This window comes from Streptomyces sp. NL15-2K (genome assembly GCF_030551255.1).
Classification (GTDB): domain Bacteria; phylum Actinomycetota; class Actinomycetes; order Streptomycetales; family Streptomycetaceae; genus Streptomyces.
The window spans coordinates 4,917,875-4,940,858 of sequence record NZ_CP130630.1 but is presented as its reverse complement, the minus strand read 5'-3'; the positions used below and the strand labels follow the sequence as shown (position 1 = coordinate 4,940,858).

Sequence of the window (22,984 nt, the reverse complement as noted above, 5' to 3'; positions counted from 1 at the left end):
GGAAGGGCCCTGACCAGGTGTTTCTCTGTGCTCCCGGCAGGATTCGAACCTGCGGCGCCCGCTTCAGGAGTGGGATCGAATCCCTGCCGCGGGGTGCCCTGGCGTTGCTATGTGGTGCCGGCTCCTGATCGGCTTCGCGTGGAGGCTCGCGCTGGTGACGCTTGAGCGCGAGTCAGAGCTGGCCGAGGTCGATCTCCACGGTGAAGGGAGCGGAAACCTTGACGACACCGGTGAACATGTCGCCGGTCCGGTAACTGTTTGTCGCCGGGTCGAGGACGTAGGTGTAGATCAGCGGAACGCCGGTGGCGGCCTGCTCGATCCGCCAGTAGAACGCGATACCAGCCTTGGCGTACTGGTCCACTTTCACGATCCGGTCAGTGGTCTCCGACCCCGGCGAGACGACCTCGGCCACCAACAGCACATGCTCGGGGCGAGTGGGTGTGACGTCGATGGTGTCCGCCCGATAGATCACGACGTCTGGGCGGCGGTTGGTGAGCGGCACGTCCTGGAGGCGGACATCGAAGTCCGTGTCGGCGTTCCAGTCCGGTCCGGCCGCGGCATCCAGCGCGTTCGCCAGGATCCGGGCGAGGCGGTTGTGCCGCTTGGACGCACTGGGACTCACGACGACCATCCCGTCCACGATCTCGATCCCCGAACACTGCTCCTCGGACCAGGAGTCGTACTGTTCCGCCGTGATCTGCTCATGCATCCACGCAGGGGCCACCGTCTCGGCAGTCATGACGCTCCTCCCGGACACCCGTCGGGCGGGCCTGATCCCGCTGGAATCAGCGTACTGTCCCTGCGGGACCCGAGAGCGCCGGACAAATCATTCCCTGCATGCATCAATGTCATCGGCGTCTCCTCCGTCCCTGTCCCGGTTCCACGCTCTCCGGGAGCAGTTCCCCGGCGGCTGCCGCCACCACGAGGGTGGCCACTGACGGCGTCGCCGCCGAGACCCGCAGAGCTTCGGCTCGCTCGCGAGTAAAGGTGGGGGTGCCAGGTGCTGTTCGTGTTTGCGGTGCTCCACCCGCCCCTAGCGTGCCGCTTCGGCCGCTTCTACTGGCCGGGAACACCGCTCCTGCAGCGAGCCCTACGGAGTGGAGAACGGCCGCCTGAGGTCTCCGCCCACTGCAGCACCAGTACCAGCGCCAGCCGCCCCGGCGACCACGCGGGCCTGCCCCGGGACGGAAACAGATCGGCGAACTGCTCGTCAGCGAAGAGCACACCCACCCCATACGACAACGTCGGTCTCCACGATCTACCACCACCTGGGCGGGCTACGCGGAGAGGACGCCGCCCAATCAGGTGACAGCCCTTACCGCGGCACGGTCACTGCCATAAGTTTGCCGTCCCCAAGGTGGAGCCAGGGGAGAGGCGGCCCAGCGCCAACCGTGCCACGCGCGGCCAGTCGGTCGCCCCGCCGCTGACCAGCGGTGCGTGGGGGCGACGGCGCGGCACACGCACCCGGAGCGCCCCGGGCGCGCTGCGGCACACGACGGGTGACGGTAGAACGACGTACTCTCCGTCGATGCCGACCGGGAGGGTGTCCGTGCCGGCTTCGACGACGACTTCCCCGGCGTTCAGCCGGATGAGTTGCCCGGAGCGCGGACCGCGCACGATGCGCGCCGCCTGAGCGGTGTTGCCGACCCGCACGCACACGACACCGAGGAGGCCCGAGTCCAGCCGTTCCCTGCGCCCTGGATGGGCCGCGTCAACGGCACGTCCGTAGGGATTGTTGCTGACGAGGACTGCCTGAAGTCCGTCGAGGTGAGTTCCGTCGGCTTGCGCCCGCAGTCTGGGCGCGTCCTCGCCGGTGAGGAGGCCGGGGAGGGTGCGTAGGGTCGTGCGGGCTTTGGCGTCCCGGTACGCGGGGTCGGTGACGATGGACGCGTACGTGCCGAACGAGGCGTTGTTGACGAAGACCCGGTCCGCGGCGTACCCGAGGTCGACGCCCAGCTCGACGCCGTCGGTCAGGGCTTCCAGGGCCGCCGCCGGATCATCGCGGTCCAGGCCGAGGTCGAGGGCGAAGTGGTTGCGGGTACCGGCGGGAATCACCACGAAGGGAAGGTTGTGGCGCGCCGCGACCTCGGCAACCAGCGCCTGGGTGCCGTCGCCGCCCGCCACCGCCAGGAGGTCGGCTCCCTCGGTGACGGCTTGCAGGGCCAGTTCGGTGACGTCCTGGTGTCGGCCCGCGTCGAGCAGGGCCACCCGGCAGCCCGCCGTCCGGGCCTTCTCCACCAGGCCGAAACGCCCCACCTTGCCGCCGCCGGAGCGCGGATTCATGAGGACCCAGGGGGCGCGGGGCGCCTCGGCGACAGTCTGTTCGGAGGCGGTGCGACCAGGTGCGTGACCAGGTGTCAGGGCCGTACGTGCCGCCGTGACGGCCAGCAGCCACAGGCCCAGGGACAGCAGGGCCGGCCCCAGCATGCCGAACGTGGCATAGAGGGTGAGGACAGCGATCGGCGCGGTCACCGACAGGGCCACCCCGAGGGCACGGAGCGCACCGGTGTGCGCCAGGGTCCACCACACACCGACGGCGGCGAGCGCCAGGCCGGCGATGCCGGCCAGCGCCCACAGCACGCTCCGCAGACCGGCGGCGACGAGCGGCACCGTGACGCTTGCCAGCAGGGCGAGCACGGCAAGGCGAGCCCGTCCGGCACTGCCCATACGTACGCCGCGTCGCACTACGACGGTGGACGCTGCCCGTAGGTTCGGCGCTCCTCGTAGGGTCGGCGCTCCTCGGACAGCTGACGCTCCTCGGACAGGTCGAAGAGGTTGTCGCGCTGGACCACACACACGGCCCAGATGATGAAGCCCGAGATCGTGATCATCACTACGGACCAGACGGGGTAGTACGGCAGGGAGAGGAAGTTGGCGATGATGACGAGTCCGGCGATGGCCACGGCGGCGACGCGCGCCCACGCCGAGACCTTGAGCAGCCCGATGCTGACGAGCACGGCGACCACGCCCAGAGCGAGGTGCATCCAGCCCCAGCCGGTCAGGTCCCACTCGAACACGTAATTGCGCGTCGTGACGAAGATGTCGTCCTCGGCGATGGCCATGATGCCCCGGAAGATGTCGAGCAGGCCGACGAGGAAGAGCATCACTGCCGCGAAGGCCGTCAGGCCGGTTGCCCATTCCTGTTTCGCCGTGTGTGCGGGCCGGGTGTGTATCGCGGTCATCTTGCGCCTCGATTCATGGTGTGCGGATGCTCAGCGACGGGGGGTGCGGGCGGTGGAGCCGGTGTGCTCCGCCGGGCCGTGGCCGGTCAGGACCAGTTCCTTGGCCCTGCGGAACTCCTCGTCCGTGATGTCGCCGCGGGCGCGGATCTCGGACAGCTTGGCGAGTTCGTCGATGCTGCTGGGCCGGCCCGTGCCGCCTGCGGCCTCCCTGATGTGGGCGTCGAAGGCTTCCTGCTGTGCTCGGGCCTGCGCTACCTCCCGACGGCCCATGTTCTTGCCGCGGGCGACCACGTAGACGAAGACGCCCAGGAAGGGCAGCAGGACGGTGAACGCCAGCCAGCCGGCTTTCGCCCACCCGCTCATCTCGTCGTCACGGAAGATGTCGACGACGATGCGGAAGAGCAGGACGAACCACAAGATCCACAGGAAGAACAGGAGCATGCTCCAGAAGACGCTCAGCAGGGGGTAGTCGTACGCCAGGTACGTCTGCGCGCTCATATCTCTTCTCCGTCCCCGGCGCTCGCCCGGCCGCCGTTGTGTGCTGTCTTCAGCGTGGACACGGCCAGGGCCGGGTGCCTCACCCGACGCGGGTGATCCTGTGGGCGGCCCGGCACTCGATGGATGCGCTCCCGCGGCGGGCAGGATCAGGGTCCGGCCCGCGTACGGCGGGGGACGGCGGCTGTCCGGTACCAGTCGGAGGAGGCGACGTACTGGCCGAGGGCGAGGCCCGAGACGGCCACCAGGAACACGGCGATCAACCAGGAGAGGAACGTGAAGACGGGCCCCAGCGGGCCGAACTCCCGCAGGCTGCGCTCCATGACCGTGGGCACGAACAGCCCGGCGGCCCAGCTCAGCACGACCGTGCCCGTACCCGCGAGCAGCGCTCCCGGCAGCAGGTCCCGCCAGCCGATCCTGCCGCCCAGCAGGAGGTGCTGGGACCACCACCACAGCAGCGTCGCCGACAGCACGGACAGCACTCCTCCGATCACCGCGCCGCCGCCGAACCCGCCGCGCAGCGGTGCCTGGACCAGGAGGACGCCCAGCCAGACGAGCAGCCAGAGCAGCCAGCGCCAGACGGCGGCCCGCACCGGTGTCCGGGGCAGGTGCCAGCACCGCTCGCAGACCGCCTGAAGCGCCCGGCTGAAGGCCGTGGCGGACACGAGAGTCACCACCACGCCCACAGCTCCGGCGGCGTCCCGTGGTGTGCCGGTGGCGGTGAAGGCACGGCGTACCTCGTCGAGCGTGTTGCCGCGCACCCCCAGAACCGCACGGAGGGAGTCGGTCAGCAGGTCCTGCACCCCTCGGGGGGCGAACGCCGCGACGGTCATCAGCAGCGGGAGCGCGGTGATGAAGGCTTGCGCGGCCAGCCGCACGGAGCCCTCCACGACGTTGAGCGCCGACAGGCGGGGGAGCAGCCTGGCCACCGGACCGGACCGCAGGCTCGCCAGGGCCCGCTCCACCGCCGTGCGCCTGCGGGGCGCCGGGGCGGAGCCGGGTTTCCTCGCCATGGCTCACGGGGCCGCCGCCCGGTCCTCATGCCCGGCGGCCGGGCCCGCGGCGGCCGCGAGGACCGCCAGCACGATCAGGACGGCCACGGCGATGCCCAGAACGAGTGCCACCGCTCCGACCGAGGGGTGGTTCCAGAGCACCAGCGCCAGCGCTCCCGCCGCGATGACGCCACCCGTGGTCCATGCCCGGTGGTCCGCCAGCCAGCGTCCGGTGGACCCGGTGCGCACACCGGCACGACGCAGATCCCGGCCGGCGGCCGTCGTGCCCCGTACCGCCGCCGTGCGGACGGCGCGGGCGGGACGTCCGGGACCGTACAGGTACGCCACCAGTGCCGTGACCACCGCGACGACCAGCAGGGTGCGCGTGCTGTCGCGCAGGAACCGGACGAACGTGTCGTAGATCGCCGCGGCCGCGTCGGTGGGCAGCGTCGTGGGCGGGACCGAGTCCAGATAGACCCGTCGGACCACGGCCAGCGCGACGAGCAGCACCACCATCATCACGCCGACACCCGTCGCGGTGATCATCAGCATCACCCGGTGTGCCGGAGCGGTCCACACGGCGAGCGCGGCGAGTACGACGGTCAGGACGGGCAGCCAGGTGCCGAGAATGTCCAGCAGCCGCATCGTGTCCTGCGCCTTGCCCAGTTCCTCGGTCTGGAACAGCGTGATCGTCCGGTCGGTGTCGGGGATGGCGGCCGCCTTGTCGAAGCCGGCGTCGACGAGCCGCTCCCGTACCTCGTCGACGACCGCTCCCACGTCCAGCTGGACCGTGTCGCCCTCGGCGCGCAGAGCGCCCTCCCTCTCACCGGTGAGCATGTTCACCACTGCCGCGTGCGACCGTCGGTTGGCGCCTTCCCACACCTGCTGGAAGGCGTCGCTGGTGATCACGCGGGTCACGGTGCGGTCCACGACGGTCCTGACCGCGTTGCGCAGCGGACCCTCGAGGGACTCGGCCCCCTCCACGACGCGGGGTGGTGCCCCGGCGTCCTGGAGGGCCTTGGTGAGCGAGTCCGTCACCGCCTTGACGTCCACGTTGGCAACCACCCGGTCCGTGAGCCGGTTGATCACGACCTCCTGCACGGGCGGCTCGGACGCCAGCGGCGCGACGGTCTCCACGTACCTGTCGGTGTCGGAGACCGTGTCCTGGACCCAGGCCGCGACGACGGCCAGGGGCGCGAGCAGCAGGGCCAGCAGGAGGAGGACCGAGGAGCCGGCGCGGCGTACCCGCCGGTGGCGCACCGCCGCGTGACGGCGCAGTCGCTCGTATTCCGCTCGCTCCTCGGCGGTCATGACGTGTTTCTGGTGCGAGGCTCCGCCGGAGTCCGGCGAATCCGGGGTCGAGGCCGGGTTCATGGGTGCTCCTTTCCGCGTGTGCGCCGCCCCGGCCACGAAGGCCGCCGGTCGGGACGACCGTGGTGGGGCGACCGCACGGGCCCGGTGCGTTTGTCGCGCGCACCGGAGCGGCGGGTGCGGTGTCAGGCCGTCTCGGCGGGGGAGTGCGGCCCCGTGAGGTGCGTCTTTCGGAGCGCGGCCCGCCACGCGAGGGCGACCACCGCCTCGCCCAGGCCGAGCAGGACGAGCCACAGGCCGAGCAGCCGGGTCAGGGCGCGGGCCGACTCGGCAGGCAGGGCGAGCACCACGATCCCCGCGACGATGGCGAGCACCGCGACGCCCAGGACTACGCCACGATGCGGCAGGTCCTCGGCGGCAAGCGCCGTGTAGAGGGTGAGGATGCCGGACACCAGCCAGACGACCCCGACGATCAGTGAGAGCGCGGCGATCGTCTGCAGCGGGTTTCGCAGGCACAGCACCCCGGCGAGGACGTACAGCACGGCCAGGAGCAGCCCTGGGAGCCGTTCGTGCCCGCTCCGTGCGAAGACGTTCACGAACCGGAACGCCCCGGTCACCAGCAGGTGCAGGCCGATGAGGACCGCCAGGATGTGCAGGGTCGCCTCCGGCCAGACCAGTACCAGGACGCCCAGTAGCAGGGTCGCGGCGGCCGAGGCCAGGAGCCAGGTCCATGAACGGCCGAGCCGCCCCAGTGCCTGCGCGGGGTCGTCCATCGGACCGGGGGTCGCCCCGTCGGGCTCGTGTTCCTGTCCGGTGCGCGATTGCGGACCACTCGGCATGGTCATGGCTCCTCCTCGCGTGATCGAGCGGTCGTTTCCGGACCGCCGACGGGGCGGTGCGTGAGGGGGCGGTGTGTGAGGGGGCGGTGTGACAGGACCTGACCGATCCAGGGTCATGCCTGTCGCCGGGTGCCGGGGTCACCCGCCACGGGTGATCCGGCGACGCGGCCGAGGCGGTGAGGTGGGAATCTCCGGGGCCTGGACCACCGGCCGTCCGGCCGGAAGGCCGGCGCGCCTGGCCCATCGCCGGTGCGCCTGGCCCATCGGCCTTCCGGCCGGAGAACGAAGAGACACGAGATGAGCGATCCGAGCACTGCCCGGACGGACCGCACCCGGTCCGGGCCGGACGCGCACCCGCGCCGGCGGCTCCGCCCCCGCCGGTGGGCGGCGGCCGTCGCCGTCGCCCGCGCCGTGCTCATCGCCGCCGGCCTGGTCACCGCCTACTACCTGCTGCCCCTGGACGAGCGCGGTAAGGCCGGCGCGTCGGCGCTCCTCGTGTGCGGCCTGGTGGCGGTGCTGCTGGTGTTCGGGTGGGAGATACGGGCCATCGCGCGCTCACCCCACCCCCGCCTGAAGGCCGCCGAGGCCCTGGCCGCCACGCTGGTGCTGTTCCTGGTCCTCTTCGCCGGCGCCTACTACTTGCTGGACCGCTCCGCCCCGGGCTCCTTCAGCGAGCCGCTGACCAGGACGGACGCCTTGTACTTCACTCTGAGCACGTTCAGCACCGTCGGCTTCGGGGACATCACGGCACGCTCCCAGACCGGGCGCGTGCTGACGATGGTGCAGATGGCGGGAGGGCTGCTGCTCGTGGGCGTCGCCGCACGGGCGCTGGCGAGCGCGGTCCAGGCGGGGCTGCGCCGACAGCGCCGGGAGCCGTCGGCTCAGCCGCGTTCCGGTACCGACGCCGGGACGCCGGACCGGGAGGCCGGACCATGACCGTACCCAGCGCTTTCACCGCGTCCCTGGCACCGGCCGAGCGAGCGGCGTACGGCAGGAACGCGCGCAGACGCGCGTCGCGTTCGTGCCACGGCTGGTACGAGACGGCGCAGCGGCGACCCGATCCGATCGGGGTGATAGAGCGTCAGTCAGCCGATCGGGTACCGGAGTTGGTGCCGATCCGCTACGGCCGCATGCTCGAGTCGCCGTTCCGCTTCTACCGCGGCGCGGCCGCGATCATGGCGGCGGACCTGGCGCCCCTCCCCAGCACCGGGCTGCGGGTGCAGCTCTGCGGGGACGCCCACCCGCTGAACTTCCGGCTGCTCGCCTCGCCGGAGCGCCGTCTGGTCTTCGACATCAACGACTTCGACGAGACCCTGCCCGGGCCGTTCGAATGGGACGTCAAGCGGCTGGCGGCCGGTTTCGTGACGGCGGGGAGGGCGAACGGCTTCTCGCTCAAGGAGCAGAACAGCACCGTGCGGGCCTGCGTGCGGGCCTACCGGGAGCGGATGCGCGAGTTCGCCGGACTGCGCACCCTGGACATCTGGTACGCCCAGGACGACGCCGACCGGCTGCGGGAACTGCTGGCGTCGTCGAGGGCGTCGTCGAGGGACAAGTCGCTGGACAGGGAGGCCAGGCGCCGCACCGCCGAGGCCACGGCGCGGGCCCGCACACGTACGCACCTGAGGGCCTTCGCGAAACTCACCCGCGTCACGGCCGAGGGCCGGCGCATCGCACCGGACCCACCGCTGATCACTCCGCTCGGCCAACTGCCGGCCGCCGACTCGTCCGAGGCCGGACGTGAGAAGGAACTCCAGGCCCTCCTGGACGGATACGCGCGGACCCTGCCGTCCGAACGCCGGCACCTGTTGCGTCACTACCACCTGGTGGACATGGCGCGGAAGGTGGTGGGCGTCGGCAGTGTCGGTACGCGCTGCTGGGTGCTGCTCCTGCTCGGCAGGGACGACGACGACCCGCTGCTGCTCCAGGCCAAGGAGGCCCAGGAGTCGGTGCTGGCCGCACACACGGGCGGCGAACACTACGACAACCAGGGCCGCCGGGTGGTCGCCGGACAGCGCCTGATGCAGACGGCCGGCGACATCTTCCTGGGCTGGACGCACGTCGTGGGCCTCGACGGGCAGGGCCGGGATTTCTACGTGCGCCAGCTGTGGGACTGGAAGGGCATCGCACGGCCGGAGACCATGGGGCCGGGCCTGCTCTCCCTCTTCGGCCGGCTGTGCGGGGCGTCCCTGGCGCGGGCCCACGCCCGCTCGGGCGATCCCATCGCCCTCGCCGCCTACCTGGGCGGCAGCGACCGCTTCGACCGCGCGCTCACCGAGTTCGCCCAGTCCTACGCCGATCAGAACGAGCGGGACCACGAGGCGCTGGCAGCCGCATGCCGCTCCGGCCGGATCAGGGCGGAGCGGCTTTGAGTGCGGAGCGGCTTCGAGTACGGCACTGCGGTCCCGTCACTCCGGCAGCTGCCGCATCTCCAAGACACGCAGTCCCAGTGACTGGCAGCGCGCCAGCAGCCCGTACAGGTGCGCTTCGTCCACCACAGGGCCGAACAGGACGGTCTGTCCGGACATCACCACGTGGCCCAGCTCCGGAAAGGCTTTGGCCAGCGTTTCTGACAGGTGTCCTTCGACTCGGATCTCGTAGCGCACGAGCGGTCCTCCCATGGACTGCCTGGGGCAGGCGGACGGCGCCCTTCCCTGAAATCGTCCGCCTCCGTGCACCTTCGGGCCTCACCCGGTACAGGTGACCGTTGCCCGGCAACCGAACGCCACGGATCAGTGCCACGGATCAGTGCCACGGATCAGTGCTACGGATCAATGCGTCAGAACGATCTTGAAGGAGATGATCAGCAGACCGAGCAGCAGGTTGACCGAAGCGGTCGCGGCCACAAGCCGCCGCGAAGCACCGGCGCGGCGCGCCGCGGCCACGGACCAGCCCACCTGCCCGGCCACGGCGACGGCGAGAGCCAGCCAGAGGGCACCTCGCACGTCGAGGCCCAGGAGCGGGCTGACGGCCACCGCGGCGGCCGGCGGGACGGCGGCCTTGACGATCGGCCACTCGTCACGGCACACGCGCAGTACCACCCGGCGATCCGGAGCCTGTTGGGCCAGCCGTGCCCCGAACAACTGGGCATGCACATGCGCGACCCAGAACACCACGCCGGTGAGCAACAGCAGCAGCACCAGCTCGATGCGGGGGAACGAACCCAGTGAGCCGGCGCCGATCACCACGGAGGCCGCGAGCATGGATCCATAGACGCCGCCCGTGTAGTCCGTGCGGGCCCGGCGCTCGGCACGGCGGTCCGCGCGGGCCGTGGCCGGGCCGGTCCTGGTCCTGGACACCGGTGACTCCCTCCGGACTCAGCGCGTCGACCCGGTCACTCCGGCCGGAGCATCGGCGTCCGGCTGCCGCCGACGGCCTTCCCGGCCGGTCGGCAGGTGCGGTGTGACCAGGAAACTGGCGAGAGCGATGCCGCCGGTGGCCAGGATCGCCGCCTTCAGGCCGTCCAACTGCGCGGAGGCGTAGGAGTCCGCGACGGCGTCGACCTGGGACGGCGGCAACCCGGCACGTTCGGCCGCCGAGCGCACCTGATCGGTGGAGACGAAGGTGATCCCGGCCTCGAGAGCGACACCGACCTGCTCACGGGTCTGTTCGGACAGCTGCGGATTGTCGTCCACCTGCGTGGTGACGGCGTGGGCCAGCCCACCGATGAGGATCGACCCGATGAGCGCGGTGCCCAGCGCGGAGCCCAGATTCTGTGCCGTGAACTGGAGTCCTCCGGCCTCACTGCGTTCCTCCTCGCCGACGCCGGACTGGACGACGTTGCCCAGCTGCGACGCGAGCAGGCCTACGCCCACGCCCAGCAGGGCCATGGCTCCGGCGAACTGCGCGTCGTCGATGACCGGGTCGATGGTGGCCAGCAGCCACACGATGGCCGCCGCCAGGGTCAGCAAGGCCAGCCGGACCACCCTGCGCGGCCCCATCACCCGCCCCAGCGAGGACCCGCACAGGGAGGTCACGAGCATGGTGGCGGACACCGGGAGCAGGCGCAGCCCCGTCTCGAAGGCGTCGAACCCCTGCACCACCTGCAAGTACAGCGGGATGGTGAAGAACAGCCCCAGCAGGATGAGGTTCTGGCTCAGCAGCGTCATCAGGCCGGACCGCAGCACGGGCCTGCCCAGCAGGGACAGGTGGACGAGGGGGTCGGCGCCCCGGTGCTCCCGCCGCCGCTCCCAGTGCCGGAAGAGGGCCAGGACGGCCGCCCCCGCGCCGACTACGAACAGCGTCGGGGCGAAGCCGAGGACGGTGAAAGGCGGGTTGCGGGGCTGCACCCATCCCCAGGTGCTGCTCTGCAGCACCCCGAGCACGCCCAGCCCCAGTCCGGCCGCGGAGAGCACCGCACCGACCCCGTCCAGCCGGGGGCGCGGGCCGGTCGGAGCGGGCGTCGTGATCACCCGGCGGCACAGCAGGACGGCCACGACGACCACGACCTCGCCGGCGAAGACCAGCCGCCAGGTCAGGTACGTCGTCACCCAGCCGCCCAGCAGCGGGCCGACCGCGATCCCGGCACCGGCGAGCCCGCCGATGACCGCGTAGGCGACGGCCCGGTCCTTCCCGCGATACGACTCCGCGACGAGGGCGGCCATGGCGGGCAGCACCATGGCGGCTCCGAGTCCCTCGATGACGGACCAGCCCAGTGTGAGGACCCACAGAGTGGGTGCCACGGCGGTCAGGGCCGACCCGGCGCCGTAGACGACCAGCCCCAGGAGGAACATGCGGCGACGCCCCAGGATGTCCCCGCACCTGCCACCGATGATCATGAACGCCGCCATGACCAGCGCGTACAGAGTGATGACGGCCTGGATGGCGGTGACCTCCGTGTCGAAGTCCTCGACCAGCTGACTGATGGACACGTTCATGACGGAGGTGTCCAGGACCATCAGGAACTGGGCCGTACCGAGGACGATCAGAGCCCGCCAGTGCTTCACGGTGTCCACCTCGCAGAGTCGTCCGCCCAGGTACGCCGCCGGAGTCGGCGGGGCAGTGGGCCGGCGCACGCCTCGCCGCTCCTCCCATCGCATCCGAGGCACGCCCTCCGTGCCTCACCCGCCGCGGGGGAAGGGCTGTGCCCCGGTCACCGAGGCGCGTTCACAGCAGGCGGAGGTCGCGCGCGCGGCGTACCGCGTCGCCTCGCCGGTTCACCGCCAGCTTCCGGTAGACGCTCTTGAGGTGGGTCTTCACCGTGTTCGCCGACACGTACAGGTCGGCGGCGATCTCCTCCGTCGACATCATCCGGGCCAGCCGCTCAAGGACGTCGCGCTCGCGTCCGCTCAGCTCCACCGCGACGAGCGGCGAGGGCGGCGATTGAGGCGGCGGCCGCTCACCCCGTCGTGGCGAGCCGGGCGTGAGCCAGCCCGAGGCCAGCTCGTCCAGCGGAGCCGTGGCCAGGAGGGGCCGGAGCCACGCTCCGGTGTCGAGGAACGGGCGCCGCAGCCGCTCGCGCCGGGCGTCGAGGAGCGCATGCGCCACGAGCCTGCGGGCGGTGGCGGTGTCTCCCGCCGCCTCGGCCGCCTGAGCCCGCACCAGCGCTGCCCTCACGGTCACCGCCGGCCCGGCCCGGCCCCCGGTGCGGATGCTGTCGAGCAGGTCGATGGCCGCTCCGGTACGGCCTGCGGCGAGCTGGATCGCCGCGGCCTCCGCGGCACACGCCGGCTGGTCGCCGGACACGCCCTGGAGCAACTCGGCGGCTTCGCCCGGCCGTCCTTCGGCCAGGTGGGCGGCGGCGGCGACGAGCGCTTCATGGCTTGCCGCCCAGGGTGAGGCCACGGCGGCGGAGACGGCCGGGCCCGCCGCCTCTACGGCGGCCCGTGCCTTGCCCCTGACCAGCAGGAGGCGAGCTGTGGCGAGGGCTCGTCCCGCCGCCATCACCGGATCACGCGTTCCCGAGGGGAGCTGGGCCGTCTCGTCGAGGAGGGCCTGGGCCCGGCCCAGTTCGTGGCGGTCGACGGCCACGGCGGCCAGGACCAGATGTCCGATGCCGGAGCCGGACGGCTGGGGAAGGCCGACCCGCTCCGCCTCGGACACGGCCGCCAGGGCCTTGCGCTCCGCCCTGCCGAGCCAGCCGTTCAGGTAGTGGAGCAGGGCCAGGTGCCCCATCGACTCCTCCCGGGGCACCGCGGTGGAGGCTCCGCCGGGAGCGCCGGCCGCCGTGGTCAGGGCAGCGCGCGCGTCCTCGAAGTGCCCGGCCCACAGGCGGGCCGAGCCCAGATGGGTCAGCAGGAGAGCGATGAGTTCAGGATGCTTGTCCAGGAGGTGAGCCGGGACTTCCCGCCGCAGTTCGTCGGCCGCTTCGGCGGCCCTTTCGGCCCGTGGGGGACATCCGGTCAGCCGGGCGGCCAGTGCCTCCAGCAGCGCACAGCTCAGCTGGGCGGCCGCCGGGTCGGGCGGGTCGTCGGCCAGATGCTCCTCGGCGTGGCGCAGGCGGGTCAGACCGCGGTCGAGGTCGTACCGGGACAGGTCGCGGGCCGCGCGCACGAGGTCCGTCGCCGGACTCCTGGCCTCGGGCCCCATGTGGGAGAACAACTCGGTCAGGTCACCCGAGCGCAGGCCGGTGAAGAGCTGTCCGATCGCCAGGTCGTCGACGAGGGCGCCGGCGGCGAAGTCCCAGTCGCCCGCGGCGGCGCCGTGGGCGAGTGTCTCCGGCAGCAATCCGGAACGACGCAGCCACCGCGCGGCCCGCCGGTGGAGTTCCGGCTCCAGCCCGGGCAGGCGCACGCGCAGATGGGCCCGGAGTATCTCCCCGAACAGCGGGTGGAGCTGGTACCACGAGTGCCCGAGGTGCTCGACGAACGCGTTGTCGCGGTGCAGTCCGGCGAGGATGGGCTCGGCATCGTTGCGGAGGGTCAGCGCGTTGGCAAGATCGGGACAGAAGCGCTCCAGGACGCTGACGCGCAGCAGGAGGTCCTGTGTCTCCTCCGGCTGACCCTTGAGGACCTCGGTCAGCAGGAAGTCCGCGACCGTACTGCGGTCCGCCTCGAACTCCTTCAGGTAGAGCTCCGGGTCGGCGCTTTCCCGAGCGGCCAGGGCGCACAGGCGCAAGCCGGCGGCCCAGCCTCGGGTGCGGTCCACCAGGGGGCGCGCGGCGTCGACCGGAAGGCTCAGACCGTGCAGCTCGAGGAGTGTGACGGCCTCTTCCGGCGTGAAGGCCAGCTCGGCGGCGCGGATCTCCGTCAGCTCGCCGGCCGCCCGGTAACGGTGCAGCGGAAGCAGCGGTTCGGTGCGGGTGACGAGGACGAGGTGCAAGCCCCGCCCGGCGTGGTGCAGGACGAACTCCAACTGCTCCGCGACCTCCGGAGCGGTCACGCGGTCGTACTCGTCGAGCACGAGGACCACGGGCCGGTCGCGATCGTTCAGCTCGGCGGCGAGCGCCGCCAGCAGCTTCTGGTCCACTCCGGTCGCGTCCGCCGGGGCCCCGACCGCGTCGGATGCCGGTGCACCGCAGGCGCGCAGGGCCTGAAGGACGTACGCCCAGAACACCCCGGGACGCCGGTCCCCCACTTCGACGGTGAGCCAGGCGACCGGCGGCCGCAGTCCGGCGGCCCAGTCGGCGGCGAGCAGCGTTTTGCCGGCCCCGGCCGCCCCGTTGACCAGTGTCAACGGCGTCCCGCGAGCCTGGTCGAGGTGGTCGACGAGCCGCTGCCGCCGCAGGAACGTGGCGGGTCTCGCCGGGAGGGCGAACCGGGTGCGCAGGAACGGGTCTCCCTGGGGATCGGCGCACGGAACGGTCGGAACGGCCGGCGCTGTTTGAAACCCAGCTGCCATGATCGGTTACGCCGGTTCCGGGGCGAAGGGATGCAACTCGTCGGCTCCGGCCTGTATGACGCCGTAGCTGCTCTCGGGTACCTCGTTCCAGGCACCCGGCAGGTCACCGAGGGGCTCGGACACGATGAGGCGGGTGTCGTCGGACACTTCCCGCAGGAACGCCGTATCGGGGTACAGCTTGCGCAGGGCGTCCACGCGGGTGCTGTAGAACAACGACCGGGAAGCACCCTGGCTCGAGTAGCGGAAGGCCCATACGCGTTCGCCGTCGCTCACGCCGATGGTCATCTGGAGCGGGAACTCCACACCGTGGTCGCGTCCGCTGCGCTCCACCACTCCCACCATCCGCGCCACGGCGCCCGGCGGGTCCTGCTCCAGGCCGAAGGTGACCGCCAGGTAGAGCATCATCTCCGAGTCCGTCGTTCCTTCGATGTCGGAGTACAGCTCAGGGTCGACGAGCAGGGACAGCTCGCGGCGCATGAGGTGGAAGCCTGTGATGGCACCGTTGTGCATCCACATCCAACGGCCGTGCCGGAACGGATGGCAATTCGTCTGCTGCACCGCCGTGCCGGTCGACGCCCGTATGTGGGCGAAGAACAACGGGGAGCGGACATGATCCGCGATCTCCCTCAGGTTGCGGTTGTTCCAGGCGGGGCCGATGTCCTTGAGCAGGGCAGGGGTGTCGATGCTTTCCTGCGAGTACCATCCGACGCCGAAACCGTCGCCGTTCGTCGTCTCGACTCCCAGTCTGGAGTGGAGGCTCTGATCGATCAGCGAGTGGGCCGGTTTGTAGAGGATGGTGTCGAGCAGCAGGGGTGTTCCCGAGTAAGCGAGCCATCGGCACATGAGCGATCACCTGTGTTCAATGAGTCCGCCGGTCACCTGGCTGCTGCACCCCGCTACCGTCGGATCGGCTTCGAGCGCGCTGTGGACGGATTGCCGCCTTCCCAGCGCTGAAGCCGACGTCGTGTCCGCTGATCGGGTGGCTCCTGTCCGGCTGATCCCATTTTCGCCTCCCTCGCCGCGCATCGCCATGCGGGGGCGGATCGGACGGCCAATTGCTCCGAGCTCGGGCGGTGCCATGGCAGTCCTCACTTGTCAGTCTGCAGCCGGGTGACGTAGTGCGGGCCGACAACCTTGCTGCGGAAGGTGGACTGGGCGCGGCGCCGGACGGCGGGGGCACGTCCGGGGCGTTCCAGGTCCCGCTCGTCCTTTGAACAGGTCCCGCTCGTCCTCTGAAGAGGTAAGCAACGGACAAGAGTTATGGATCAGCCGAGGCCATTCCCGGCGCCCGGCCGCGCCCGCGTCCGAAGCTTCCGCCGGAAACCGGTACGACGCGCAACTCGACCGCCCGCGTGTTGAGTTGGGGCCACGGGCGGCCGTACTCCGCGCGCCCCGATCACGAGGATCCGGCATCCGTTCCGGCCGTGCCCGCTCCTGCGCCGCTCCGCGGCCGAGCAGCGGTCTTCAGTACGACTCGTAGCATCGCAGCCGTGAACCCGGTGAACGGTCGTGTGCTGGTCGTCGACGACGACGCCGCCATCCGGCGCTCGCTGGAGCGGGGCCTGCGGCTGAACGGCTTCTCCGTCGTACTGGCCGACAGCGGCCGCGCGGCACTGGATGCGGTGCGCGACGGGTCGCCGGACGTGGTGGTGCTGGACGTCTCCATGCCCGGCCTGAGCGGCATCGACGTGTGCCGCACGCTGCGGGGAAGCGACAACGAGGTGCCCGTGCTGATGCTCTCCGCCCTCGACGAGGTCTGCGACCGGGTCGCCGGACTCCAGGCGGGCGGTGACGACTATCTCATCAAGCCCTTCGCCCTCCAGGAGCTGGTGCTACGGCTGGGTGCGCTCCTGCGCCGCCGGCCGCCCGCCGCAGACGACCGGATGCGTGTCGGACCGCTGGTCCTGGAGCCGGCCGCGCGCGAGGCGCACATCGACGGTGAACCGCTGAAACTCACGCGGCGCGAGTTCGAGCTGCTGGAGGTGCTGGCCCGCAACGCCGGGATCGTACTCACCCGGGACCAACTGCTGGACCTGGTGTGGGGCTACGACTTCGAGGTGCGCACGGACGCGGTGGACACCTTCGTCAGCTACCTGCGCCGCAAGCTGGAGGCCGGTGGCCGGCCCCGGATGCTGCACACCGTGCGCGGGGTCGGCTTCGTCCTCCGCGAGCCCCGGGACGCCCTGCCGTGAGGCTGTCCACGCGGATCGCGATCGCCGTCGGCGTCACCGTACCGCTGCTGGTACTGGCGTCCGGCCTGTTGCTGCTGGGCATTGTCACCAGGGACCTGCACCAGCAGCAGGACGCCGGGTTGAGCGATCGGGCCGCCGCCCTCACCCCGGACGCCAAGGCGCTGCTGCGGGCCACCGCCTCCAGGTCGCCGTCCGTCGAACACGCCCGTGAACGGCGGCTGTTCGCGGCCGCGCTCGACGTGGGTGTACGGCTGACGCGACCAGCCGGCACGCTGACCGCCGGCGGCCCCCAGCCGAACGTGTCCGTGCCACTGCCGCCGAGCGCCACGACACCCGTCACCGTACGCGTGGCCGGTGAGGGCAGTTGGCGGGTGCTGTCGGTACCGGTGTCCGTCAAGCGCCCGGCGGTGGACGGCACCCTGTGGCTGTTCTCCCCGGACACCGCGAACCAGGCGCAGATCCGACTGGTGCGCGGGCGGATGCTCACCGTCGCGCTTCTGGCCGCCCCGCTCACCGGGGCCGTGGCCTGGGCGGCGGCTGCCGGTGCCGTACGACCGCTGCGGCGGCTGCAGCGGCGTACCAGCGGCCTCGACCCCAGGAGCAGCGCCACGCGCCTCGATCACACCGCGACCGGGATCGCCGAGGTGGACGACCTGGCCCGGACGATCCGTACCGTGCTCGCTCGCTACGACCAGCAGACCGCCCGCACCGCGGAAGCCCTGGAGGTGGCCCGCTCGTTCTCGGCCGCCGCCTCGCACGAGCTGCGCACCCCGCTGATGAGCATGCGGACCAACCTGGACATCCTCAGCGAACACCCGGACCTGGCGGAACCGGACCGCACCGAGGTGCTGGCGGACCTGCGGCGCGAGCACACCCGGCTGCTGGGGCTGCTGGTGATGCTCCGGGCGCTGGCCCGGGGCGACCTGGTCGAGGCGGACGCTCTCGGCCCGGTCGACTTGACGGAGGTCGTTGACGCCTCGGTCGCCGACCTGCGCCGCAGATGTCCGGACGCGCACGTGACCGTGGCCGGCTCCCCGGGTCTGTGGACGTACGGCTGGGAGCAGGGACTGCGATCCGCCGCGGACAACCTGCTGGCCAACGCCTGCACCCATGGGCGGTCCGAGTACGAACGGGCCCGTATCGAGGTGACCCTGCGGCGGGACGGGCAGGAGGCTGTGCTCACCGTGGACGACCGGGGGCCGGGCATCCCGCCTGAACAGCGCGAGGCCGTGTTCCAACGGTTCCACCGCCGTCCGGACAGCCCCGGTTCGGGATTGGGGCTCACCCTGGTCGCACAGCAGATCGCGCTGCACCAGGGCGGCGTCAGGGTCGGGGACCGCCCGGACGGGCGGCGCGGCACACGGTTCGAGGTACGCCTTCCGACGAGGGCGGACCGCACGCTTCCGCCGCCGCGCGGAGACTGGCTCTCGGCGCCCGGGACATCACAAGGTTCCCACAAAGACGCCTCCTAGCTTCCTCGGTGTCAGGCACCGTGCCTCACACGAAGGAAGGGACACATCATGCGAGCCAGGAAGACCGTCGTCATCGCCGCGGCGGTGGCTGCCCTGATGGGCGTTGCGGGCACCGCTGTGGCGGAGAACTCCAGCGCTTCCCCGTCACGGAAGCCCGTCGCCGCGGCCGGAAAGGACGGCACCAACAAGCTGTGCGAGCACGCTCCGAAGAGGGAACAGCGGATCGAGAAGAAGCTCAGGCGGCTGGACGGATCGGGGAAGGGCTCCATCGCCCGGCTGGAGAAGCGGGCCGACGCGGCGAAGGCCGCCCACGAGAGCGCGGTCGCGAAGTACCTCGATGACCAACTGGCCTTCCGCAAGTCCCTCGTACCGACCCTCCAGCAGCGTGAGAAGGACCTGGCCAAGGTGCACAACTGGTGCGCCTGAGGCCACAAACGTCCTGGGGCCGTGCCGGAATCACTCCGGCACGGCCCCAGGACCTGCGCTTTCCGTGCTCCCGCAGGGGCAGCGCGGGGCTCCCTGAACCTGCGACACCCGCATTGGGAGTTCGATGCGAGTGCGGCGTGCCTCCCGAGACAGAGAGACCAGCGGGCAAGATGGCCTCATGACAAAGCTTTCCGTACGGTCGGTCCGTCGTGCCTCCTCCGGTTCGGTGCTGTCGTTGTGGTCACAGGACTCCGTGTTGTCGATCGGCTCAGTGGGATCGGTCCTGTCCGTGGGGTCCGTGGGTTCGGCCTTGTCCGTCGGTTCGATCGGAAGTGCCCTGTCGGTCGGCTCGATCGGTTCCGCCCTGTCGCTGATCTCAACCGGTTCGTGGCTGAGTACGGGATCGTTGTTTTCCGCGCAGTCGCGGTGGTCGGTGCTGTCCTGGCGTTCCTCTCGCGGTTTCCTGGCCGCGGGAGCGGTAGGGGCAGCGACCGGAGGCGCCCTGCTGCTGGCCCAGATGCTGCACAAGGCCGAAACCGGTACCCAATAACCTTGATCAGGTTGAGAGGTTATTTCGCTCGGCATTTCATAACGGCATGAGTGCTTGGTCCCGTGGCGCAGGGTCGCGCCGGGTGATGGTGGCCTCGCCGGCGAGGCAGCGGGTCATCACCCGGTCACCGCGAGGTGGGTCACGGCTTCGGAGCGGGCGGACAGGATCTCGTAGTCGCAGGCCGGGCGAGAGGTTGATGGATGAGTGGGCCCAAGGGCCGCTCGATGGCCCAGCCCCTGAACTCACGGTCTCAGCTTGGGAAGTTGCGGTCTTCTGAGGCTCGTTGGGGCGTCGACCTGGGCGAACGGCCGTGCCGTGGCCTCCTCGGGCTTGGCTGCTCTCACCGTGACTCCCCGCTATTCCCCGCTCTATCTGGTGCGGTTGTGGCGCAGAGGCGTTGCTCGGCCGCTTGCGGTAGTGGGCCATGGTCGAGCGTTCAGATCTCGGTCAGCGTCTTGTCCGGCGTTCCCGAGAACGCGTAGATCGGTGACGATGCCAAGGGGTCCAACATCGCCTGGGAAGGGGCACCCTTAAGGATCGGGAAGAAGAATATTTTTGGCCGCCTGGATAGCGCCTCTGCGCCCGAGCGGCCGTACCGCAGATGACGCACGTTGCTCAACAAGCGCTTGCGGTATACGGCCCGCTGGACGCGTCGAGGAGGTCATCCGGGGTACGTCACTTAGGCGCCTCACGGGCTATGTTGCGTTGCATGGCCTTGGCTACGCTGTACACCCCGTAGCCGATCAATCCGGCGGCGAGGGCTCCGCCTACTACGTAAACCATGTCCTTGCTCCCATTTCCGTCAGGACGGTCCCATTCGCTGGGCCCTTCATACCGAGGATCACCCCACCGCCATATAGCCGCCAGCTGAGCGGCATCGGGCCCAACGACCGTCACCAGAACGACGGTCCCACCGTCGTGTCCGTCGCCCGGTCCGTCGCCAAAGGGCCCGTTCGAGGGGATCAGCCCTCTGAACTGGCCCTTACTGATGTGCCCCCGGCAGGATTCGAACCTGCGACATCCGCTTCAGGAGTTCTCCCTGAGAGGGGATGTGACCTGCGGAAACATTGGGGTGCACGGCACTGACGTCCTCGCCCACCACCAGAGAGTGACCGACTCTTGGCAGGGGGAGCCACGCAACTCGATCCACACCGGCGGTCGCCGCCGCCCACCGAGCGACCCAAACGCGACGGCGCCCCACCCCCGCCCGCTTGGGGGTGGGGCGCCGTCGTGTGCGTCAGCTCCCGGCGCGAGCCCTGCGCCGGCGCCACCAGACGAGTGCGGCACCGGCCGCCACCGCAGCCGCGGCGAGGGCGGAAATCAGCCCCACGGGGGTGTCTGATCCGGTGTCGGCGAGGTCGCCGTCAGGGTCCGGGGTGTTGTCGTCGGGCTTACCCGGAACGGTCCCGGTCGGCGTCGGATCCGGCTCCGGGCCGGTCGGCGTCGGTGTCGGGGTGGGGTCCGGCTTCCCGGAACCGGTCGGCGTCGGCGTCGGCGTGGGATCCGGCTTGCCGTCGCTGGTGTTGGCGGCCCCGTTCCCGCCGAGGAACGCGGTGTCGGTGTCGCGGGCCGAGGTCTCCGCGCGAACAGAGTCCTTCGTCGTACGAGGCAGCTCGCGATTCTGGAGCTGGAACTCCACACCGGAGATGTTCCGCTTCGGCGCCTTCGCGAAGTCGACCCCACCGACGAAGAAGGTGTAGATGCGGCCGTCGGCGAGAGGCCACTCATACGTGAAGTCGCCCTCAGTGAACGACTTCCGCATCTCCTGCCACACGGTCCGCTTGTCCCAGTCGGCGTTCTCGCCGCGCAGCGGCCACCGCTTCAGGTTGTTGCTGTTGATGATGGGCCGGAAGTCGGTTGCCTTCTTCGCGTCCTGGATGCGGATCCACTCGGCCGCGACGCGGGACTTGTAGACGCGGCGCAGGTCGGCGTACTTCTTCTCGGTGTTGATCTGCTTCTGGACGTGGGGGACGAGGTAGCGGTCGATCAGCCGGTGGCTGTACTCCTTCTCCTCCTTGGTCAGCTTCTTGGAGCAGTCCTCACCCTGGACGGGGGTGTCGAAGTCCATCGCCGCGTGGTTGACCTTCAGCGGCGCGTCCAGGATGTAGATGCCGCCGTCCTGCTCGCGGACCTTCGCCCGGTCGGGCACGATCCAGTTGCGGCCGGATCCCCAGCACGGAACCCCGTCGACCTTCGGCGCGGCGTTCATGAACTCCTTGCCGGGCGAGACTTCGGGGTTCATGGCGCGGGAGAAGTCCCGCTTCATCTCCATGTCGGCTTCGAGGAGGACGCGGCCAGTGTCGGTCTCCCCGAAGTCCTTGTCCATGATCGTGTCGGGCTGGTCCGGGTTCAGGTTCACCCACATGCGGTCCGGGGTGAGCGCCAGCCACGTGAACAGGGCATCGGAGGCGAGTTCCAGCTTCGCCTGACCGCCCCAGCCGGGTTCAGTGTCCTCGTCGGGCATGAAGTCGGCCTTCATGCTGTAGTCGAGTCCCTTGCCCTTGACGGGGTTGCCGACGTACTGAAGCTCAAGGGTGGAGAAGTCGACGCCACCCGGGCCGCGGCCGAGGACGCCGCGGGTGTTGGCCTGGTTGTGCTGCTGCTGGATCTGCTTCGCCTGCGCCGGGTTCTTCCCCGAACCGTAGGCGATGGAGTTGATCGGCCCCTGCGTGCCGGTGTTCGGCCTGGGGTTGAACACCGGGTAGGACTTCGTGTACTTCGTCTGCGGCCACAACCCCTTCGCCGTGGCGCGACGCTCAGCGATCCGGATCGGGTTGTTGCCGGTGCCGCGCTCGCCCCGGAGCTTGGCGTTCTCCGACTTGTACTCGCGGGTGGTGGCCCCGTTGGGCTTCTCCCCGGCGTACATGGTGAACCGCGACTTCGTGAAGTCGTACTTCGCGTCCTTGTGCCGCAGGATGATCTTGTCGTTCTTGAACTGGCCCGGCTTACGCTTGCCGTCGGCCTTGAACTCACCGAGGTCACCGGTGCGCTGGTTGTAGGCGTCATACCGGCGGGAGGCGATCTTGTTGCCGTCCTTGTCGAAGATCTCGACGGTCACCTCACACAGCCAGTCCGGGCCGATGAGACGGTAGTCCTGGATGGTCTTCCGCTCGAAGACGCCTCCCTTCTCCCGGGAGTGCTGGGCGCCGATCAGGTTCTGCGGCACCCACTTGGCGAAAGGCTTCGGGGACGGCTTGCCCTGGATGTAACGGGCGTAGCGAGCCCAGATGGCCCGCTTCATGTCCTCGGGGCTCTTCGACGCCCGGTAAGCGTTGTCCCACTTGCGGATGTCGGCGTCGGTGTTGCCGACACTGTTCAGGTCAGCGCGGGTGGGGGCGGAGACGTTCTCGAAGCCCTTGAACTCCAGGTTGAAGTAATACTCTTCATCCGGGCCGGACCTCGTCCAGTGGTGCTGTCCGCTCGGCGCTCCGGAGTTCGCCGGGGTGCGGGGGAACGTTCTGCCGAGGTGCATCTTGTCGCACCGGCCGCCGCTGGTCACCTTCGCGTAGTCGCCCGGCGCCGCCACAGCCGGGCTCGCGGGAAGCCCGACGAGCATCATCCCCGCCGAGGCGACGACCGCCAGGCACGAGCCCAGACGCCGCCGCAGGCGGATTCGTATCGGTGTACTCAAAGCTGTGTCCCCCTGGTTGGGGGCCATGGGACAGGAAAGGGACGCGGGCGAGGCAGGGCCCCCGTTTTGCGCCGCCCGTCCGCCGGCAAGCCTAGTGACTGACGCCCCATCAGATACA

General features: G+C 70.5%; 19 protein-coding genes. 6 read left to right on the top strand and 13 right to left on the bottom strand.

The window, feature by feature from the left end; genetic code table 11:
- Nucleotides 1–172 precede the first annotated feature (172 nt).
- The 7 genes from Q4V64_RS21965 to Q4V64_RS21935 all read right to left on the bottom strand — a co-directional run bounded on the left by Q4V64_RS21965 (nucleotide 173) and on the right by Q4V64_RS21935 (nucleotide 6,825).
- The gene (locus Q4V64_RS21965; RefSeq protein WP_124441416.1) at nucleotides 173–739 is read right to left on the bottom strand and encodes a Uma2 family endonuclease; all 567 of its coding nucleotides are present in this window, start codon (nucleotides 737–739) and stop codon (nucleotides 173–175) included.
- Nucleotides 740–1,329: 590 nt separating this feature from the next.
- Complete coding sequence (locus Q4V64_RS21960) at nucleotides 1,330–2,667, bottom strand: diacylglycerol kinase family protein (RefSeq protein ID WP_124441418.1); 1,338 nt, start codon at nucleotides 2,665–2,667, stop codon at nucleotides 1,330–1,332.
- A 17-nt stretch (nucleotides 2,668–2,684) separates the two neighbouring features.
- Nucleotides 2,685–3,182 (bottom strand): hypothetical protein, encoded by a 498-nt coding sequence (locus tag Q4V64_RS21955; protein WP_124441419.1) that lies wholly within the window; start codon nucleotides 3,180–3,182, stop codon nucleotides 2,685–2,687.
- A 30-nt stretch (nucleotides 3,183–3,212) separates the two neighbouring features.
- On the bottom strand, nucleotides 3,213–3,680 hold the full coding sequence (locus Q4V64_RS21950; RefSeq protein ID WP_124441420.1) for an SHOCT domain-containing protein: 468 nt from the start codon (nucleotides 3,678–3,680) through the stop codon (nucleotides 3,213–3,215).
- A gap of 146 nt (nucleotides 3,681–3,826) precedes the next feature.
- A complete protein-coding gene (locus Q4V64_RS21945; protein WP_124441421.1) occupies nucleotides 3,827–4,690 on the bottom strand; it encodes a YhjD/YihY/BrkB family envelope integrity protein in 864 nt (287 codons plus the stop codon).
- Between the two features lie 3 nt (nucleotides 4,691–4,693).
- Nucleotides 4,694–6,043, bottom strand: coding sequence for a hypothetical protein (locus tag Q4V64_RS21940; protein WP_124441422.1), 1,350 nt, complete (start codon nucleotides 6,041–6,043; stop codon nucleotides 4,694–4,696).
- A 122-nt stretch (nucleotides 6,044–6,165) separates the two neighbouring features.
- The gene (locus tag Q4V64_RS21935) at nucleotides 6,166–6,825 is read right to left on the bottom strand and encodes a DUF308 domain-containing protein (RefSeq protein WP_124441423.1); all 660 of its coding nucleotides are present in this window, start codon (nucleotides 6,823–6,825) and stop codon (nucleotides 6,166–6,168) included.
- A gap of 291 nt (nucleotides 6,826–7,116) precedes the next feature.
- On the opposite strand from Q4V64_RS21935, the gene Q4V64_RS21930 reads away from it, so the two are divergent.
- Both Q4V64_RS21930 and Q4V64_RS21925 read left to right on the top strand, forming a co-directional pair.
- Entirely contained in the window at nucleotides 7,117–7,755 is a 639-nt protein-coding gene (locus Q4V64_RS21930) for a potassium channel family protein (protein ID WP_124441424.1), read from the top strand.
- Nucleotides 7,752–9,188, top strand: coding sequence for a DUF2252 domain-containing protein (locus Q4V64_RS21925; protein ID WP_124441425.1), 1,437 nt, complete (start codon nucleotides 7,752–7,754; stop codon nucleotides 9,186–9,188). Before Q4V64_RS21930 ends, Q4V64_RS21925 begins: the two co-directional genes overlap by 4 nt.
- Nucleotides 9,189–9,224: 36 nt before the next feature.
- Here Q4V64_RS21925 and Q4V64_RS21920 read toward each other — a convergent pair whose 3' ends face one another.
- The 5 genes from Q4V64_RS21920 to Q4V64_RS21900 all read right to left on the bottom strand — a co-directional run bounded on the left by Q4V64_RS21920 (nucleotide 9,225) and on the right by Q4V64_RS21900 (nucleotide 15,438).
- Nucleotides 9,225–9,422: a hypothetical protein gene (locus Q4V64_RS21920; RefSeq protein ID WP_020276994.1), complete on the bottom strand. Its 198-nt coding sequence runs from the start codon at nucleotides 9,420–9,422 to the stop codon at nucleotides 9,225–9,227.
- Nucleotides 9,423–9,587: 165 nt separating this feature from the next.
- Nucleotides 9,588–10,115, bottom strand: a complete 528-nt coding sequence (locus tag Q4V64_RS21915; RefSeq protein WP_124441426.1) for a hypothetical protein — start codon at nucleotides 10,113–10,115, stop codon at nucleotides 9,588–9,590.
- An 18-nt stretch (nucleotides 10,116–10,133) separates the two neighbouring features.
- Nucleotides 10,134–11,762: an MFS transporter gene (locus tag Q4V64_RS21910; RefSeq protein ID WP_124441472.1), complete on the bottom strand. Its 1,629-nt coding sequence runs from the start codon at nucleotides 11,760–11,762 to the stop codon at nucleotides 10,134–10,136.
- 160 nt (nucleotides 11,763–11,922) lie between these two features.
- The gene (locus tag Q4V64_RS21905) at nucleotides 11,923–14,595 is read right to left on the bottom strand and encodes a LuxR C-terminal-related transcriptional regulator (protein ID WP_124441427.1); all 2,673 of its coding nucleotides are present in this window, start codon (nucleotides 14,593–14,595) and stop codon (nucleotides 11,923–11,925) included.
- Between the two features lie 6 nt (nucleotides 14,596–14,601).
- The gene (locus tag Q4V64_RS21900) at nucleotides 14,602–15,438 is read right to left on the bottom strand and encodes a class II glutamine amidotransferase (protein WP_303711051.1); all 837 of its coding nucleotides are present in this window, start codon (nucleotides 15,436–15,438) and stop codon (nucleotides 14,602–14,604) included.
- A gap of 656 nt (nucleotides 15,439–16,094) precedes the next feature.
- Between Q4V64_RS21900 and Q4V64_RS21895 the strand changes: the two genes are divergently transcribed.
- From Q4V64_RS21895 to Q4V64_RS21880, 4 genes are all read left to right on the top strand, one after another.
- The gene (locus Q4V64_RS21895; RefSeq protein WP_124441473.1) at nucleotides 16,095–16,787 is read left to right on the top strand and encodes a response regulator transcription factor; all 693 of its coding nucleotides are present in this window, start codon (nucleotides 16,095–16,097) and stop codon (nucleotides 16,785–16,787) included.
- Complete coding sequence (locus tag Q4V64_RS21890; protein ID WP_124441429.1) at nucleotides 16,784–18,259, top strand: HAMP domain-containing sensor histidine kinase; 1,476 nt, start codon at nucleotides 16,784–16,786, stop codon at nucleotides 18,257–18,259. The genes Q4V64_RS21895 and Q4V64_RS21890 overlap by 4 nt, the downstream gene beginning before the upstream one ends.
- Before the next feature lie 48 nt (nucleotides 18,260–18,307).
- Nucleotides 18,308–18,685 carry a hypothetical protein gene (locus Q4V64_RS21885; RefSeq protein ID WP_172629296.1) on the top strand — a complete coding sequence of 126 codons (378 nt, stop codon included), beginning with the start codon at nucleotides 18,308–18,310 and terminating at the stop codon, nucleotides 18,683–18,685.
- Between the two features lie 178 nt (nucleotides 18,686–18,863).
- Nucleotides 18,864–19,235, top strand: coding sequence for a hypothetical protein (locus Q4V64_RS21880; RefSeq protein WP_124441431.1), 372 nt, complete (start codon nucleotides 18,864–18,866; stop codon nucleotides 19,233–19,235).
- A 1,237-nt stretch (nucleotides 19,236–20,472) separates the two neighbouring features.
- Here the strand turns inward: Q4V64_RS21880 and Q4V64_RS21875 are convergent.
- Entirely contained in the window at nucleotides 20,473–22,866 is a 2,394-nt protein-coding gene (locus Q4V64_RS21875; protein WP_124441432.1) for a hypothetical protein, read from the bottom strand.
- Nucleotides 22,867–22,984 lie beyond the last annotated feature (118 nt).